Annotated in this window: 16 protein-coding genes and 2 pseudogenes; 9 read left to right on the top strand and 9 right to left on the bottom strand. The window is 40.4% G+C overall.

The genetic code is table 11. The annotated features are described in order from the left end of the window. Positions 1–203: 203 nt before the first annotated feature. From AXW61_RS04290 to msrB, 5 genes and pseudogenes are all read right to left on the bottom strand, one after another. Positions 204–1,418, bottom strand: a pseudogene (locus AXW61_RS04290) (TonB-dependent receptor plug domain-containing protein); the annotation flags it as partial. 169 nt (positions 1,419–1,587) lie between these two features. Beyond that, positions 1,588–2,211, bottom strand: coding sequence for a LysE family translocator (locus AXW61_RS04285; protein ID WP_062032679.1), 624 nt, complete (start codon positions 2,209–2,211; stop codon positions 1,588–1,590). A 47-nt stretch (positions 2,212–2,258) separates the two neighbouring features. Further along, positions 2,259–3,111, bottom strand: a pseudogene (locus AXW61_RS04280) (AraC family transcriptional regulator). A 21-nt stretch (positions 3,112–3,132) separates the two neighbouring features. Next, positions 3,133–3,615, bottom strand: a complete 483-nt coding sequence (locus AXW61_RS04275; RefSeq protein ID WP_004980122.1) for a glutathione peroxidase — start codon at positions 3,613–3,615, stop codon at positions 3,133–3,135. Next, on the bottom strand, positions 3,612–4,031 hold the full coding sequence (gene msrB / locus AXW61_RS04270; protein WP_005399615.1) for a peptide-methionine (R)-S-oxide reductase MsrB: 420 nt from the start codon (positions 4,029–4,031) through the stop codon (positions 3,612–3,614). The genes AXW61_RS04275 and msrB overlap by 4 nt, the downstream gene beginning before the upstream one ends. 228 nt (positions 4,032–4,259) lie before the next feature. Here msrB and AXW61_RS04265 point away from each other — a divergent pair, with 228 nt between their 5' ends. Together AXW61_RS04265 and AXW61_RS04260 are read left to right on the top strand one after the other, a co-directional pair. Then, positions 4,260–5,690, top strand: a complete 1,431-nt coding sequence (locus AXW61_RS04265) for a pyridoxal phosphate-dependent aminotransferase (RefSeq protein ID WP_062032676.1) — start codon at positions 4,260–4,262, stop codon at positions 5,688–5,690. Between the two features lie 139 nt (positions 5,691–5,829). Beyond that, positions 5,830–6,033, top strand: a complete 204-nt coding sequence (locus AXW61_RS04260; RefSeq protein ID WP_004980128.1) for a KTSC domain-containing protein — start codon at positions 5,830–5,832, stop codon at positions 6,031–6,033. Between the two features lie 25 nt (positions 6,034–6,058). Here AXW61_RS04260 and AXW61_RS04255 read toward each other — a convergent pair whose 3' ends face one another. Next, positions 6,059–6,664 carry a class I SAM-dependent methyltransferase gene (locus tag AXW61_RS04255; protein WP_062032778.1) on the bottom strand — a complete coding sequence of 202 codons (606 nt, stop codon included), beginning with the start codon at positions 6,662–6,664 and terminating at the stop codon, positions 6,059–6,061. 30 nt (positions 6,665–6,694) lie between these two features. Continuing rightward, on the bottom strand, positions 6,695–6,913 hold the full coding sequence (locus tag AXW61_RS04250) for a DUF1653 domain-containing protein (protein WP_062032674.1): 219 nt from the start codon (positions 6,911–6,913) through the stop codon (positions 6,695–6,697). 238 nt (positions 6,914–7,151) lie between these two features. On the opposite strand from AXW61_RS04250, the gene ahpF reads away from it, so the two are divergent. From ahpF to AXW61_RS04235, 3 genes are all read left to right on the top strand, one after another. Then, complete coding sequence (ahpF, locus tag AXW61_RS04245; protein ID WP_062032671.1) at positions 7,152–8,717, top strand: alkyl hydroperoxide reductase subunit F; 1,566 nt, start codon at positions 7,152–7,154, stop codon at positions 8,715–8,717. Positions 8,718–8,897: 180 nt separating this feature from the next. Beyond that, entirely contained in the window at positions 8,898–9,239 is a 342-nt protein-coding gene (locus tag AXW61_RS04240; RefSeq protein WP_058869489.1) for a hypothetical protein, read from the top strand. 119 nt (positions 9,240–9,358) lie between these two features. After that, complete coding sequence (locus AXW61_RS04235; protein ID WP_062032668.1) at positions 9,359–10,057, top strand: VIT family protein; 699 nt, start codon at positions 9,359–9,361, stop codon at positions 10,055–10,057. An 81-nt stretch (positions 10,058–10,138) separates the two neighbouring features. On the opposite strand, the gene AXW61_RS17110 is transcribed toward AXW61_RS04235, so the two are convergent. Both AXW61_RS17110 and aceI read right to left on the bottom strand, forming a co-directional pair. Beyond that, a protein-coding gene (locus AXW61_RS17110) for an IS3 family transposase (protein WP_155858662.1) occupies positions 10,139–11,376 on the bottom strand; the annotation gives its coding sequence in 2 pieces (ribosomal slippage) (positions 10,139–11,040 and positions 11,040–11,376; 1,239 coding nt in all). A gap of 86 nt (positions 11,377–11,462) precedes the next feature. Further along, positions 11,463–11,897, bottom strand: a complete 435-nt coding sequence (gene aceI, locus AXW61_RS04220; protein ID WP_062032662.1) for a chlorhexidine efflux PACE transporter AceI — start codon at positions 11,895–11,897, stop codon at positions 11,463–11,465. Positions 11,898–11,996: 99 nt separating this feature from the next. On the opposite strand from aceI, the gene AXW61_RS04215 reads away from it, so the two are divergent. The 4 genes from AXW61_RS04215 (at position 11,997) to AXW61_RS04200 (ending at position 15,985) form a co-directional block, all read left to right on the top strand. Then, positions 11,997–12,884, top strand: coding sequence for a LysR family transcriptional regulator (locus AXW61_RS04215; protein ID WP_062032660.1), 888 nt, complete (start codon positions 11,997–11,999; stop codon positions 12,882–12,884). A 92-nt stretch (positions 12,885–12,976) separates the two neighbouring features. Continuing rightward, positions 12,977–13,963 carry a transaldolase gene (gene tal / locus AXW61_RS04210; protein ID WP_062032657.1) on the top strand — a complete coding sequence of 329 codons (987 nt, stop codon included), beginning with the start codon at positions 12,977–12,979 and terminating at the stop codon, positions 13,961–13,963. 70 nt (positions 13,964–14,033) lie between these two features. After that, positions 14,034–14,684: a leucine efflux protein LeuE gene (gene leuE / locus AXW61_RS04205; RefSeq protein ID WP_004696909.1), complete on the top strand. Its 651-nt coding sequence runs from the start codon at positions 14,034–14,036 to the stop codon at positions 14,682–14,684. Between the two features lie 125 nt (positions 14,685–14,809). After that, complete coding sequence (locus AXW61_RS04200; protein ID WP_062032654.1) at positions 14,810–15,985, top strand: benzoate/H(+) symporter BenE family transporter; 1,176 nt, start codon at positions 14,810–14,812, stop codon at positions 15,983–15,985. Positions 15,986–16,129 lie beyond the last annotated feature (144 nt).

Raw genomic sequence — 16,129 nt, 5'->3', positions numbered from 1 at the left:
GCCCCAGGTTGAAACTTAATACGAGATCAAAGGGGTCAATTTTACTTTGCCATTTGTAAGGTAAAAGGGGTCAATTTTAGAATGCCGTTGACAGACACATTCGCTTTCGGATAAGTTCCTTTAGAACCTAGCCACTTATCAATATTAGAATCATTACTATAAATAGGGTTATAGAAGTTATCAGCCACTCCTGTAGCATAACCATAACTATAACGCTTATCTGCTCGGTACATCGAACCAGACAGAACGACATTATGGCTTAATGTACCAGTATTAAATTTGGTTTTAACACCCACTTCACCCGTATGGTTTTTATCTTTTCGTAAAATTGTTGAGGCAGATAAAGAGGCAGCGCCCGTTTCAGTATTGCTGAGTTGCTGACTAGAATATACGCCCGCTTCTTCACTAACACGGAAACCATAAGCAGCATATGCAGTCACTGCATCATTAAAGTCATATTCTGCACGATAACTACCAAAGACATCTTCCTCATTAGAATATGTCCATGATTGTCCATGGTAATCCGCATATTGTGATGCACTTGGAACCGAAGTTACTGCATTGGTCAAACGCAAACTTGGACGGTTTTCTTTAAGACGGTTGTTGTTGTATCCTAAATCACCTGATATACGCAGTTGATCACCACGATAATCAAGCGCAATCGAAGCCAACCCAAGCGAATTATCTTCTTTATCAACTTCTGTACCGCCGCCATGGTATGCCGTATTTACACGTACGCCATATTCATCATTTTCACCAAAACGTTCGGATACATCACTCGATAAATAACCACCATTAAAATCTGTACCTGCTGTTACACGTTTAAGCGGTTCATTGGCTGCGCGTTTAGGCACCAAGTTAACAGAACCACCAATGCCAGAACCTCCCGGCATTGCACCATTTAAAAATGCTGAAGCACCTTTGAAAACTTCAACTCGCTCAAATAATTCTGTAGGAATGTATTAACGCGGCAAAATCCCATACAAGCCATTATAACTTGTATCATCAGAGGCCAAAACGAAACCACGAATAAAATAAGTTTCCTGAAAGTTACCAAAACCTTTCGCTAAACGTACGGATGGATCAGCTTGTAAAACATCCCCAACACTCTTTGCTTGACGTTCTTGAATGTATTGGTTGGTATAGCTAGTTAAGCTAAATGGGTTATCTAAATTTTTCTGGTTACCAAAGACACCTACTCGGCCGCCACTTGCAACCTGCCCCCCAGCGAAAGCTTCCATTAAACCATTTGCAGAAGCATCGGCACTTGCAACTATACGGATTGTTTCCAAAGCTGTAACATTATTCGCCTGAGATGATGAGTCAGATTCAACGACTACTGGAACTTCGGCAGCATGTGAAATACTGTACCCAGATACACATGCCATCATTAACACCAATGGTTTCAGCTTAACCATTTCCTACCCTTTTTCATCAATCTAAAATTCGAGCCTGATAGTAAATGAGAATTGATCTTAGTCAAACTGATTTAATTCTCATTTAAATTGTAAATTCAAATGAGAATTAATTATTTCATTGTTATAACTTATGACGTCAGACAACTGATTGACTTTTACTTTAAGATTCTCATATTACTAGTCCATCTAATAGCAAAACGATTGCAAAAGAGGCAAAGCAGCACCCTGACATCTTATAAAGCCAATTGAGGCGCTGAGTTAAAAAATGATTCCAGCGCTTCCAACTCAATAACTTAAGCACCAACAGGTTCCACATCAAGACCACAACCACCATCCATAGACTCATTAAAAGCAAGGTATAAACATCAAATTTTGAATAAACCAACAATATCAAACTACTGTAGAACATCATATTTTTAGGATTCAGCAAACTAGACTGTAAACCTTGAGTAAAACATAGAATTTTAGTTTGATGAGGTATGGGGTCATGTGCTTGAACTTCAACATTTTCATGATGCTTATAGCGAAAACACTGCATAGACAAATACAATAAATAAGCAACACCTAATCCGCGTAGTAACATCAGAACATAAGTATGAATATGCCCAAGCCACACCAGTAAAGTAAAAATAAGCGCTAGAATAAAAGCATTCCCAGCCACTATACCGAGAACTGTATATCGTGCCCTGCTTTGACCACTATTTAATGCCGTCATCAGAATCAGGAAAAAATCAGGCCCTGGAGAAAGCAAAGCCACAAAATGCTTCACAGCAATAACAATAAAAAGCTCCATCACTTATCTCTCTTTAAAAGTGAGACAAGCCTAACGACGGATTAAGATCAACTCTTGGATAAAATTGCGCGATGTTGCTTTTGATAGAGCTTAGGTGTGGTGCCCGTTAAACTTTTAAAAACACGATGAAAATGACTTTGATCACTAAAGCCCAGTGTATAACTCAGTTGTGCTATATCCATGCCTTGTTTTAAAAAGGTGCGTGCATCATTAATTTTATGATTCAATTGATAAGCGTGCGGCGTCATGCCTAAAGATGATTTAAATAGCCGAATAATGGCATACCGACTCAACTGGACTTCTTGCGACATTTGCTCTAATGATAAAAACACGTCGGCATCCTGAATCATCGATAAAAGCTGCTTAAACTCTTGCTGTGCATAGTGTTGAGGAGCAAGAAATTCTAATTGAATATATGGAAATAAAAGCTCAGTAAGTGTTGTGATTAAGCTTTGTTCTTTTTCCCAATAAGACAGTGCAGTATCAAATAATTGACTGTTAAGACAACTAAAGTCATGATACATCTTAGGCTGTTTATACAGCACGGGTTTGAACTGTGGTATGTCTTGATAAGTATCTTTATGTGCTGTTTCTTGTAATAACTGATTCAACCAATGTGCATCTAAATGCATCATTTGGTAGCTCCAAGCCTGATCTGGAACAGGATTACACTCATGTTCTACATGTGCAGGAACCAATACCAAGGTACCCGCGTCTATGTTGTTGCGTTCCACCAAAATGACTAGTGAAAATGCTGTTGCCTTGATCCACCGCTCCAATTGAAAATGTCGGATGACTATGGGCTTTATAACAAGCACGACTTGCACATGCCCGACGTGTTTCCACATAAGGCATGCGCGGATCACTCCAAAATTCAACTGAAGCACCTTGCTCTTTCATCACTGACGACACATCAACAGGTTATTGTTGTAATGCTTTTTCAATATCTGCCTGAATCGCCTCAGGCTTGGTGGTTGGCGCATATCGATTAATTACTTTGCCATCCTTACCAATCAAGAATTTTGTAAAATTCCACTTAATGCCGCTGCCGAGAATCCCTTTGCTGTTATTGGTTAAATACCGGAATATGGCGTGGGCTTCAGGGCCTTTAACATCAACTTTGGAAAACATGGGAAAAGTCACCCCATAGTTTTTCTGACAATACGTTCCTATTTGCTCATTGCTACCCGGATCTTGCCCCCCAAACTGATTACAAGGGAAGCCTAACACCTCAAACCCTTGTGCATGATATTGCTCATAAATTTTTTCTAATCCCGCAAATTGTGGTGTAAAACCACATTTACTGGCCGTATTGACGATGAGTAGCACTTCGCCCTCATAGTCAGCAAAGGATTTATTTTTTCCATCTAACAATTCCGCTTCAAACTGATAAATGTTGGTCATGGATAAGTATCCTCATCACTTTTTTCTTGTGTTTCTAGTTCTAATGAAGCCGAGTTTACACAGTAACGTAAACCTGTAGGCTCAGGTCCATCTGTAAAAACATGGCCTAAATGAGCATCACAGTGATGACATACAATTTCGGTACGCACCATGCCATGTGTTGTATCTTGATGCTCTTCTATCACAGTCGTATTGAGTGGCTTATAAAAACTTGGCCAGCCGCAACCACTGTCATATTTATTTTCAGAATTAAATAATGGCGTACCACAACAACGGCATACATAAGTGCCGGCTTGTTTAGTATTCCAATATTTCCCCGTAAAGGCTGGTTCCGTCCCCTTTTGTCGCGTAATGCGAAATTCGTCAGGTGATAACTCTCTTTGCCATTCTCGGTCTGTTTTATTGAGTTTTCCCATGATTACGTCCCTTTCTATCTTGCTATTTAAAATAGGATAATCCTATATTTACGTGATTCATCTTAAAATTTCTAGTGTTTAGTTCACAATTTACAAAAGACCTATAATTCCAATAAAAGCAAAAAGAAAGCATTTTATAAAAGAGGTAAGCAATTTATTTTATTTAATGCTTTTTTGTGAGCAAATTTAATGTTAGGCTTGTTGACATTCTTGCTCAGGATTAAAAAAATGTCGCAAAAAAAGAGCGTTATTTTTAAACATCTACTGCCTGTGATTAAACAATATCAACAGGTAGGGTTTACGCATGAAAAAATTGTTGCTTTACTCAGAGATGAACATGATCTCGATCTAGTGACAACTGAAACATTTAAAAGCTATTTATACCGTTATGCAAAAGTGACCTCCACTCTTTCCGAGAACATCAAAATGCCGAACACTCTCCAAACCCCACGCGAAATAAAAAAATCGTCTAAGCTCGAGCATGTTTGCTACGACATCCGTGGACCAGTGTTGCGAGCGGCCAATGAAATGGAAGAAGCCGGTCATAAGATTATCAAACTCAACATTGGTAACCCTGCACCCTTTGGTTTTGAAGCTCCTCAAGAGATTATTAATGATGTAGCTTTAAACCTGCCAAATGCAGTGGGCTATACCGACTCAAAAGGGATTTTCCCTGCGCGTAAAGCCATCTGTCAGTACTATCAGCAAAAAGGCATTTTAGATATGCACGTTAATGACGTGTATATCGGCAATGGTGTCTCTGAATTGATCGTGATGGCGATGCAAGGCTTGTTAGATGATGGTGACGAGATGCTCGTGCCAATGCCTGACTATCCCCTTTGGACAGCTGCGGTGAACCTTTCAGGTGGGACTGCCATTCATTATAAATGTGATGAAGAAAACTTTTGGTATCCCGACATTGCAGATATGGAGAGTAAAATCACACCACGTACCCGCGGTATCGTGATTATCAATCCAAACAACCCAACAGGTGCAGTTTATCCACGCCATGTACTTGAGCAAATCGTCGCATTGGCTAAAAAGCATGATTTGATTTTGTTTGCAGATGAAATTTACGACAAAATCGTTTATGACGGTATTGAACATGTTTCTGTAGCAGCATTAGCTGGTGACCAACTCTGCATATCTTTCAATGGTTTATCTAAAGCATACCGTATTGCGGGTTACCGTTCAGGCTGGATGGCAATCACAGGCGATAAGTCTCGTGCAGTCGACTATATTGAAGGTTTAGACATGCTGGCTTCTATGCGTTTGTGTGCTAACCACCAAGCTCAGTATGCCATTCAAACTGCTTTAGGCGGCTACCAGTCAATCAATGATTTAATTCGTCCAGGTGGTCGTTTATACGAACAGCGTAATATTGCTTGGCAAATGTTGAATGATATACCGGGTGTATCTTGTGTTAAACCTGAAGGCGCGATGTATTGCTTCCCGAAATTGGACCCAGAAATCTATCCAGTTCAAGATGACGAAAAACTGATGCTTGATCTACTTCGTGCGGAAAAAGTACTTCTGGTTCAAGGCACAGGCTTTAACTGGCCAACACCAGATCATTTCCGCGTAGTGTTCTTACCTGCTGAAAATGAACTACGTGAAGCCATTACCCGAGTAGGTCGTTTCCTTGCGAAAATGCGCTAATTGATCACTTTAAAAAACCGTACTTTATGTACGGTTTTTTTATTTACAAAACTGTAATACTTCGCTTTTTAAGTTTGGCATAAGTTTAAATTAAGCAGCCACATTGCTGTGATTCCATGTACATGATGGGGAGTCGCTTATGGGGACAATTGCGGTAACATCTTGGAAATACAATGCTTCCACACGCTATTTAAAAATTTTCTATGCCGATGGTTCAGGCGAGCTGTACCACCCTGTGCCTGAATTTATTTATAACAACTTAGTTCGATGTAATAATAAAACAGCTTTTGTTCATAAATATTTAGAATATGATTTGCACTTTACGCGCTTAAGTATTCATTAATTTTTGAATCTCAAACAATCAGGATTTATCCTGATTGTTTTTCATGATCCCACGTCACCACCAACAAGCCCGCACCAATCGCTAATGTAGATAGGTTAAACTGCTCGTCCTGCTGAATAATCGCTATGAAGTCCGTGACTTGATCTGCGTGCGATAGAACATTATCAACCACCAAAACTCCGCGTGAAACACACATTAGTCGTTTCAAATCTGGCCAATAGTCGACATAAGCATCACGTTCAGCATCTAGCAATATAAAATCAAAGATGGCTTGCGACTGCTTCAAATATTCAGCTGCGTCACCCACCCAAAACTCAACACCATTGGATAAATTGAAATCCGCAAGATGACTCGCGGCTTGTTGACTTCTCTCAGCATCAATTTCCAAAGTGGTTAATCGAGCATTCACTTGTTGCGCTGCATAAGCCAACCATAAGGTTGAGTAACCGGTTGATGTTCCTATTTCTAATACCTGCTGGGGCTGCTGAATATGAACCAGTTGCGCCAAAAACTGTGCAGACTCAGGCTCAATATTGCGAAAGCGCGCAATTCGATCTGCTTGCGTACTGTCATGTTCTTGAAAGCGATGATATAAGGCCGATACTTTACTCAAAAATTCTGCATGCATGATCAAATCCCCCTCTACTTTACTTAGCGTTGTTTATACTTCTTGAATCAGTTTAAAGCGCTCAACTTCACGGTCATCCTCTAACATTACCGTTTCAGTAAACATGAGAAGTGGACGTACCCAAATCGAGTAATCACCATATAAACACTGATAAACCACCAGTTTTTCTTCGGTTTCACTATGCGTCGCTACATGTAAAACTTGATACAGTTGCCCTTTATAATGCTGATAGATACCACGCTGTAATTGCATCACTTGCTTCCCTATTTTTTAACTGTCTCGATCATACCTAATTTATACGGCTTAAACTGCAAATCACTTGAAGAATCATTTAAATCCCCCATATAGCTTTATGAAATGATTGAAGAAAACATCTTTAAATCTATAAAACCGATTACCAAAATAAAAACAAACTGTTTTATCTATTTTTAGATTTACTCTATGATTCTTCTATCAAATAAATTTATAGACTGCTTTGGAGAGCTTAACAATGTTAGATCAAAATACTTCAGCTCAATTAAAAACACTTCTTGAACGCCTAGAAGGTCCGATTGAATTGGTTGCGACTTTGAACGGTTCTGAGAAATCAGACAAAATCAAAGAATTGGTTGAAGAAGTTGCAGCACTGTCTCCACTGGTGACTGCACGTTTTGATGGTCAAAACTCACGTGCGCCCAGCTTTGGTGTGGCAAAAGCTGGTGAAGAGCCGCGTGTCTTCTTTGCGGGTTTACCGATGGGACATGAGTTTACCTCTTTGATCTTGGCATTGCTACAAACCTCAGGTTATGCACCTAAAGTATCGGATGAAGTTTTAGCTTCAATCAAAGCTTTGGGCATCCAATCTGACTTTGACGTATTTGTCTCTTTAAGTTGTCATAACTGCCCAGACGTGGTGCAAGCCTTAAACCTGATTGCTATTTACAATCCGGGCACGACAGCCACCATGATTGATGGGGCATTCTTCCAAGACGAAGTCGAAGAACGCAAAATTATGGCTGTACCGATGGTGTTCCAAGACAACAACCATATCGGTCAAGGTCGTATGACCTTGGAAGAGATTATTGCCAAACTGGATACCAATTCCGCAGCCAAAGAAGCTGAAAAACTCAATGCTAAAGCTGCTTTTGATGTTTTAGTGATTGGTGGTGGTCCTGCGGGAAATACCTCTGCCATCTACGCAGCGCGTAAAGGCATTAAAACCGGGATTGTGGCTGAACGTATGGGTGGTCAAGTCATGGATACCATGGACATTGAAAACTATACCTCGATTCAAAAGACCCAAGGGCCGAAGTTTGCTGCTGAAATGGAAGCACATGTACGTGAGTACGGTGTGGACATCATGAACTTACAACGTGTTTCTAACATCAAAGGTGTGGATGAGACCGCGAATGGTTTGGTTGAAGTCACTTTAGAAAATGGTGCGAAGCTTGAATCTAAAACAGTCATCCTTTCAACAGGTGCACGTTGGAGAGAAATGAATGTACCGGGTGAAGCAGAATACCGTACTCGTGGTGTTGCTTACTGTCCACACTGTGATGGTCCACTGTTTAAAGGCAAACGTGTTGCAGTAATTGGTGGGGGTAACTCAGGTGTCGAAGCTGCGATTGATCTTGCGGGGATTGTGGAACATGTAACTTTGGTTGAGTTTGATACCAAACTACGTGCTGACCAAGTGTTGCAAGACAAATTGCATAGCTTGCCTAATACCACAGTGATCCTGAATGCACTCTCGACTGAAGTTGTGGGTGATGGTCAGCAAGTGACAGCATTGAAATATAAAGACCGTGCAACTGATGTAGAACATACGGTTGAGCTTGCAGGAATCTTTGTGCAAATTGGTTTATTACCAAACACCGATTTCTTAAAAGAAACTGCTGTTGAGCTTTCAAACCGTGGTGAGATTGTGATTAATGATCGCAATGAAACCAATGTCAAAGGTGTATTTGCCGCAGGTGACTGTACGACTGTGCCTTACAAGCAAATCATCATTGCCACAGGTGAAGGCGCGAAAGCATCTCTGTCTGCTTTTGATTATATTATTCGTTCTGGCGTGTAATCCTCTCAAACTCTTCTCTACTAAAGGCTTATAGGTAACTCAGCTTATAAGCCTTTTTATCACGCTGTTTTTTATAAAAATTTACATTTTTTTAACAATAATGCAGTCTGTTTTACATTCAAATTAGATTATATTTTGCCCAACCCCTACTTTTGGGTATAAAACGAAAAGGATATGAAAATGAATAAATTACTTATTGCTTTAGGTCTTGCTGCTGCTGTTGTTTTAGTGGGTTGTTCAAAAGAAAAAGCACCTGAAACAGGTGCAACGACAGGTGAACACCTTGAAAATGCTGCTGAACAAGCAGGTCATGATATTAACAAAGCTGCAAGTGAAGCCGTATCTGACACTCAAAAAGCTGCAGATGAAGCATCTGCAAAAATTGGTGCTGCCGCTGACGAAGCTGCTGCGAAAACTGAAGCTGCTGCTGAAGATGTTAAAAATGCCTCTAAAGAAGCAACAGCTCATGTTGCTGGTGCTGTAGAACAAGGCGCTGCTGATGTGAAAGAAAAAGCGCAATAATATTTCTAAACTCAAAAAAGCCTCCCACTCGGAGGCTTTTTTATGGGCTGTGCTATAGTAGATGAAACGTGCATTATTAAATAAATCATAACTTTAAAATTTGAGGATGATCTATCGTCATGTCCTATTCTCACCATGTTGAACCTCATTTAATTCATCGTACTGGTTGGCTACGTGCAGCGGTCTTGGGTGCCAATGACGGCATCATTTCAGTGACCAGTTTGATTATGGGGATGGCGGCCAGTGGTGCAACCAGCCATACCTTACTCATCACATGTATTGCAGGGCTCATTTCAGGTGCGAGCTCTATGGCTGCGGGCGAGTATATTTCTGTGAAGTCACAATCAGATATTGAAGAAGCTGACTTAAAACATGAAGCTAGAGAATTAGATAAAAACCCTCACTTAGAACTTAAAGAACTGACCCAAATTTATATACAACGTGGACTAGAACCAGAACTAGCACATGAAGTCGCAGTACAACTCAGCGCACATGATGCACTGTCTGCACATGCTCGTGATGAAATAGGCATCCATGAAAATACCAGTGCTAAACCACTTGAAGCCGCGGGTTCTTCTGCCCTCGCCTTTTCACTAGGTGCTCTGTTTCCTATGCTGGCCATTCTCTTAAGCCCTCAAGGTTATCTGACTCAGTCAGTTGCACTCACAGGGGTACTATCGTTATTCGGTTTAGGGGCTTTATCAAGTTACTTTTCTGGGACTTCTATGTGGACAGGTGCATTTCGTGTGACACTATGGGGAATTTTTGCGATGCTGTTTGCCAGTTGGATTGGCTCCCTATTTAATGTGCATGTTTAACGTTAACAACAGGATAAGCGATAGTAGGCTACCTATTGTCTTGTCCTGAAATAGATTGACAGTATTCCACTTCAAACCGAGTTAAGCAATTAGCTCGGTTTTAGTTTGCTCATACATCTGATTCGGGGTGTTCATATTTAAACTTAAATGTGGTCTATAGTAATTATAAATCATGATAGATTCCGTAATTAAGTGATCTAACTCCTTCATGGTTTGACATCGTGTAGTTAAAAACTCCTGCTTTAATATTCCATTAATCCGCTCTGCTAATGCATTTTGATATGAGAAACACTGTTTCGCAAGTGCGCCATCTGTCATGGAAGGACATATCCCATAATGGCGCAATGCCGATTGATATAGCTCAGAGCAATACTGAGAGCCTCTGTCTGAATGATGAATCATCCTAGTCGCTCGATCCGTCACATGCTGCATCGCCATATGTAGAGCCTGCATAACATTCTCCGCACGCATATCATTCGATAACTTATAACCTTTAATCTGACGGGTATAAGCATCTGTCACCAATGATAAATAATGTACGCCTTCAGCACTCTCAACATAAGTAATATCACTAACAAAGACTTCGTTGGCTTGCACTGCTGAATAATCCTTTAATAAATTTGGATGCTTCTTCATCCAATGCTTGCTATCCGTAGTTTTTGTATAGCGACGCTTGGGGCGAATCAATAAATTATGCTCTTTCAATATTTTAAATAACTGATCCCGTCCACACTTTAAACCACGCTGCAACAATTTGCCTTTAATAAGCCAATACAACTTACGTGTTCCGATACTTGGCATGAGACAACGATATTCCATAACCAACTCAAGTATTTGTTCAGTTGCTTGTGCAGTCATTTGAGCACGTTTTTCTGCTTGATAATAAGCTTGTCGGGTGATTCCCAACCACTGACAATAACGTGAAACGCTTAGTCCTCTTTGGCTTTGCCAATCTTTGAAACGTGCTCGGTATACTTTTTTCCAAGATCAGTCCCACATTCTTTATCAATGTGATAAATCACGTCCTGAATAAATTCAGTTTTAAGCTTTTCTGCGGCTAACTGCTTTTCTAATTGGCGGATTCGTTGTTGGGGTGTTAATTGGCGTTTAGAAGAAGTCGGCATATTCGAAGTCCAGTCCTGTTGTCCGTGCTTGCGTAACCATACCAGCACAGTTGATCTTCCTTGAATACCATATTTTGCCTGAGCTTGTTTATAAGTAATTTGCCCTTTTTCTACTTCATGTACAACCATCATTTTAAAGGCAAAGCTATAATCACCTTGTGTACGCTTAACTCTTTGTTCTCGTTCATGTTCCATAAAATAAGCCTCTTAAAGGTGTAAACTTATTTCAGGACGGGACACACTGTACATTAAAAAAGCCACGACATTGCGTGGCTTTTTTTTTAATTTGAATATTGCGCTTCAGGTTGGATACCCAATTTCGCTTCCAGCATGTCATAACACCACTGGAAAATAAAGGTATAAACCAAAATACACATGGTTAAACTAAAGTCGAGTACGATGGCTTGCCAAATACTCATTTGCATTGCATATGCGACCATTGGGATGGTTGCAAGCATCAAACCACCTTCAAAACCAATCGCGTGAAGGACACGTACGCCGATGGTTCTTTTTAGCTTTCTTTTCGCTTCAAACTTTTCAAAAAAATGGTTAAACACCATATTCCATATGACCGAAGTGACTGCCATGGCGATACCAAGTACACCTGTGACTTCTAAAGGCATATGGAATATGAAACTTAAGGCAACAGCAATGATCACCAATAGGATGATTTCATAGCTGAGCGCATGAATAATCCTTCTTTTGGAAATCAACATTTTTAATTACTCTTTCATGATTGGATGTTGGCTATTTTATTTTTATAATATTGATTAATCGAGTTAGGTTCTTTCAATAAAATTGAAAGATGGAAAATTATGAATATCAATCAAGAACAACTGATTATTTTTAAAACCGTGATTGAATCAGGCTCATTTTCAGCTGCTGCACGCAAGTTAGGCAAAGTGCCATCGGCCGTGAGTATGTCAATTGCTAACTTGGAAATAGACTTAAACCTACAGCTCTTCTTACGCGAAGGACGTGAGCCCACAGCAACTGCGCAAGCCCTGACCTTGTATGAAAAAACCGAGCAACTGCTGACCGAAATGAATCAATGGAAACAGCATGCCTATGCCCTAAGCCACGGTTTGGAGTCATCGCTGAATATCGTAGTGGTATCTGAGCTTCTACATATGCAATGGATCGACTACATCGCGATATTAGAGGCCGAATTTCCCAGTCTACAAATCAATATTTTTTCTGCACCTCAAGAAGATGCTCAGAAAATGTTACTCAACGGCACAGCACAACTGGCACTGATGTTTGAACGTGAGCAACTGGAAAGCAGCGAACAGTTTGTAGAGTTAAAACTCGAGACTTTAGTTCCCGTCGCGAATAAAGATTTTATTTTGGCGAAATTTCCACAAGTCAGCTTTGAACAAATTCAACACAGCCGTCAAATCGTGGTTGCCAGTCGCGATAAAAGCATTAAGCCAGAATTGCTGTATTCCAAGCAATATTGGCGAACAGACAACCATCACTCTGCTTGTGCCTTAATCATGCAAAATTTTGGCTGGGGTGTTTTACCCTTAGAAATGTTGAATGAAAACCCTCAGCTCAAAAAGCAGCTGAAAATATTAGATCTGCTAGATTTCACACCGAAGTTTGAATATTTTGTAGACTTGGTCTGGAGTCGTGAAAGTGAATTGGGCGCGGCTGCACGTTTTTTAATCCAACACATCCGAAATCAGCGTAAAAAAGTATAATAACTGCTGTTAAAACGTCCGAATCTACTTGGGTTAAAAGCAGTTTGTGTTATAAATATTTTACGGGTAATAACTTTAAGAACGAACGATCAATGACACAAACAGCATTAAACCAATTAAAAAGCTTAACCACCATTGTTGCCGACAGTAGCGATTTAGCGGCGATTAACCAATTTCGCCCGCTAGATGCAACCACCAATCCATCTCTAATTACAGCCGCTGCAAGTCAACCTGAAAATAAAGAGTTGATTGAAGATGCTTTCGCTCAAGCTAAAGAGGAAGGCTTCGAAGATGACTTACTCATTGAACGTACGATCGACATTCTTACCGTCAAATTTGGTGTTGAAATTCTCAAGTTGATTGAAGGTCGTGTTTCTACAGAAGTCGATGCAGCGCTGTCTTATGATACCAATGCCACCATCGAGAAAGCCAAAGAGCTGCTGGCGCTATACAAAAACTACGGCGTAGATCAAGATCGTATTTTAATTAAAATTGCTTCGACATGGGCAGGTATCCAAGCAGCCAAAGTGCTAGAAGCTGAAGGTATTCATACCAATTTAACGCTTCTGTTTGGTGTGCATCAAGCACATGCTTGTGCAGAAGCGAATGTCACTTTAATCTCACCTTTTGTTGGACGTATTTTAGATTGGTACAAAAAGGCCGAAGGCGTGGACAGCTATCCCGTTGAAAAAGACCCTGGCGTACTGTCTGTGAAGCAAATTTACCAGTTCTATAAAGCACATGGGGTTAAAACAGAAATTATGGGCGCAAGCTTCCGTAGTATTGACCAAGTGTTGGGACTAGCTGGCTGCGACCTACTGACTGTCGCACCTAATTTATTGGCTGCACTTGAGCTAGACACACGTGAAGTCAAAGCTCAGTTGTCTGCAAGTGATGTTATGCCTGCGACAACACCACTTGACCCACTCGGTGAAACTGAGTTTAGAGATCAAATTGAACATGACCTCATGGCAACACAACTGCTACAAGGGGGGATTGATGGATTTATTAAAGCTCGTCAACAGCTGAACACACTGTTACGTCAGTCTTTTGGTTTAGATGAAGAAATTTCAGCTTAACTTGATTTTTCTTCTTTTAAAAGCCGATTTTGTTATCATGCAACATCGGCTTTTTTATTGAGAATACGTTGTGTTTGGTATTATCGACATCGGTACTTATATCATCGGTACAATTCTAATTGTGATTTTGCCAGGCCCAAATTCTCTTTATGTGATGTCCATTGCCTCACGATTTGGTATTAAGACAGGTTACTGGGGTGCATTAGGTGTTTTCACAGGCGATTTGATCCTCATTCTATGTACCGTGCTGGGTGCAGCATCTCTTTTACATGCTTTTCCTTGGCTGTTTATTTTATTAAAAATTGTAGGTGCACTCTATCTGTCATATTTAGGTATAAAACTCTTGATTGCAGGAGTCAAAACCTGGAACTCTAGCCCACAACAGCTTGCAGCAAGTACAGATCAGAGCACTTTACAAACCTTGCATCCTTTTCGCTCAGCGCTGACCATTAGCCTTTTAAACCCAAAAGCTATTTTGTTTTATCTGTCTTTTTTTGTGCAGTTTGTCGACCCCAATTATGCCTACCCAGCACTGAGCTTTGCCTTACTTTCTATTATTCTGCAAATCATCAGTATGGCCTATCTCAGTATCCTAATTTTTTCAGGTATTAAGCTGGCGAGCTATTTCAACCGACAGTTCAAAGTTGCCGCTGTCGCAGTGGCGACCGTCGGTCTGCTGTTTTGTGGCTTCGGCTTAAAACTGGCACTTTCCACACTGTAATTTTCGTGAATAATCTCATTATTTTCGATAAAAAATCCATCATGTGCTGTTTTCTTTTTCAAGAACCAGCGTATGATCCTTGAACAATAGTAATTTTCACTCATTCAAATTATGTTTTGATCTTCATGCAAAAATTATTTCAAGATTTCTCAGTTCCAGCAGTATTCGCAGGTTTTATTACCTTCCTTATTGGCATTAGTGTGTCTTCAGTCTTGGTCATTCAATCCGCCCAAGTCTTAGGTGCAAATACCGCGCAAATCAACTCATGGTTCTGGGCTTTAGGTCTGGGTATTGGTTTGAGTGGCCTGCTTTTATCTTGGAAACTTAAATATCCTGTATCGACCTCATGGTCTACGGCAGCACTGGCCTTAATTATTGCGACAGGCAGTGGTTATAGTTTGCATGAAGCAATTGGTGCATTTTTGGTCTGTGGTTTAGTTACTGCCATTTTGGGCTTTTTCGGTATCTTTGAAAAAGTTCTGACGTATATCCCGCAAAGCCTAACCAGTGCCATGCTAGCTGGTGTGTTATTGAAGTTTGGTATTTCATTGTTCGCCAGTATGCAAGACCATTGGGGTTTTATTTTATCCATGCTGGCGGCTTATATTGTTTCTAAGCGACTTACTCCACGTTATTGCATTGTCATTACAGTGATTGCAGGCTTGTTACTCTGCCCATTGTTCTTAGACTTCCATACTCCTCAAATCACATGGAGCCTAGCGCAACCTGTTTGGATGGCACCTGAGTTCAGTATGTCTGCTATTTTAGGTTTAGCGCTGCCTTTATTTGTAATCAATATGGCATCGCAGTACTTACCGGGTATTGCCATGATTAAAAGCTATGGCTATAACCCCCACGTCAATCAACTGATTGGATGGACGGGTACCGCTCAAGCCTTACTCGCACCCTTTGGCTGTTATAGTGTCAATACCGCAGCAATTAGTGCAGCTGTCAGTTTAGATGAACAAGTTCACCCTAATCCATCAAAACGTTATATTGCGGGCATGAGCTGCGGTTTCTTCTATATCTTAATGGGACTATTCGCAGCCACCCTGACCAGCCTTTTACTGTCTTTCCCTGCGATTTTTATTACAGCATTGGCTGGTATTGCTTTGTTTGGCACGATTAGTCATAACATCGCGATTGCATTTGAAGCGGTATCAGACCGTGAGGCAGCCCTCATGACGTTCTTATTCAGCGCATCTGGGGTACAGTTCTTTGGTATTGGTTCTGCCTTTTGGGGACTACTCTTTGGTTTTGCAGTTATGCTTATATTTAAGTTCAGGGCCAAAAAAGTTTAAGCCTTCATATAAAAAAGCACCCATCGAGGGTGCTTTTTTATTTTTAAATATTGTCCCGTCCTGAAATAAGTTTACACCTTTAAGAGGCTTATTTTATGGAACATGAACGAGAACAAAGAGTTAAGCGTACACAAGGTGATTATA

It is taken from the genome of Acinetobacter sp. BMW17, from assembly GCF_001592855.1.
Taxonomy (GTDB): domain Bacteria; phylum Pseudomonadota; class Gammaproteobacteria; order Pseudomonadales; family Moraxellaceae; genus Acinetobacter; species Acinetobacter johnsonii.
Note: the sequence above shows the minus strand (reverse complement) of the source record. Positions and strands in the feature narration are given on the sequence as shown.

Bases quoted from the DNA above. Each gene is read 5' to 3' on its own strand.
- AXW61_RS04260 (WP_004980128.1), top strand. From the start codon at position 5,830: ATGGGGACAATTGCGGTAACATCTTGGAAATACAATGCTTCCACACGC.
- tal (WP_062032657.1), top strand. From the start codon at position 12,977: ATGACACAAACAGCATTAAACCAATTAAAAAGCTTAACCACCATTGTT.
- AXW61_RS04285 (WP_062032679.1), bottom strand. From the start codon at position 2,211: ATGGAGCTTTTTATTGTTATTGCTGTGAAGCATTTTGTGGCTTTGCTT.
- AXW61_RS04275 (WP_004980122.1), bottom strand. From the start codon at position 3,615: ATGACCAACATTTATCAGTTTGAAGCGGAATTGTTAGATGGAAAAAAT.
- AXW61_RS04250 (WP_062032674.1), bottom strand. From the start codon at position 6,913: ATGCAATTACAGCGTGGTATCTATCAGCATTATAAAGGGCAACTGTAT.
- msrB (WP_005399615.1), bottom strand. From the start codon at position 4,031: ATGGGAAAACTCAATAAAACAGACCGAGAATGGCAAAGAGAGTTATCA.
- aceI (WP_062032662.1), bottom strand. From the start codon at position 11,897: ATGTTGATTTCCAAAAGAAGGATTATTCATGCGCTCAGCTATGAAATC.
- AXW61_RS04215 (WP_062032660.1), top strand. From the start codon at position 11,997: ATGAATATCAATCAAGAACAACTGATTATTTTTAAAACCGTGATTGAA.
- ahpF (WP_062032671.1), top strand. From the start codon at position 7,152: ATGTTAGATCAAAATACTTCAGCTCAATTAAAAACACTTCTTGAACGC.
- AXW61_RS04235 (WP_062032668.1), top strand. From the start codon at position 9,359: ATGTCCTATTCTCACCATGTTGAACCTCATTTAATTCATCGTACTGGT.
- AXW61_RS04265 (WP_062032676.1), top strand. From the start codon at position 4,260: ATGTCGCAAAAAAAGAGCGTTATTTTTAAACATCTACTGCCTGTGATT.
- AXW61_RS04240 (WP_058869489.1), top strand. From the start codon at position 8,898: ATGAATAAATTACTTATTGCTTTAGGTCTTGCTGCTGCTGTTGTTTTA.
- AXW61_RS04200 (WP_062032654.1), top strand. From the start codon at position 14,810: ATGCAAAAATTATTTCAAGATTTCTCAGTTCCAGCAGTATTCGCAGGT.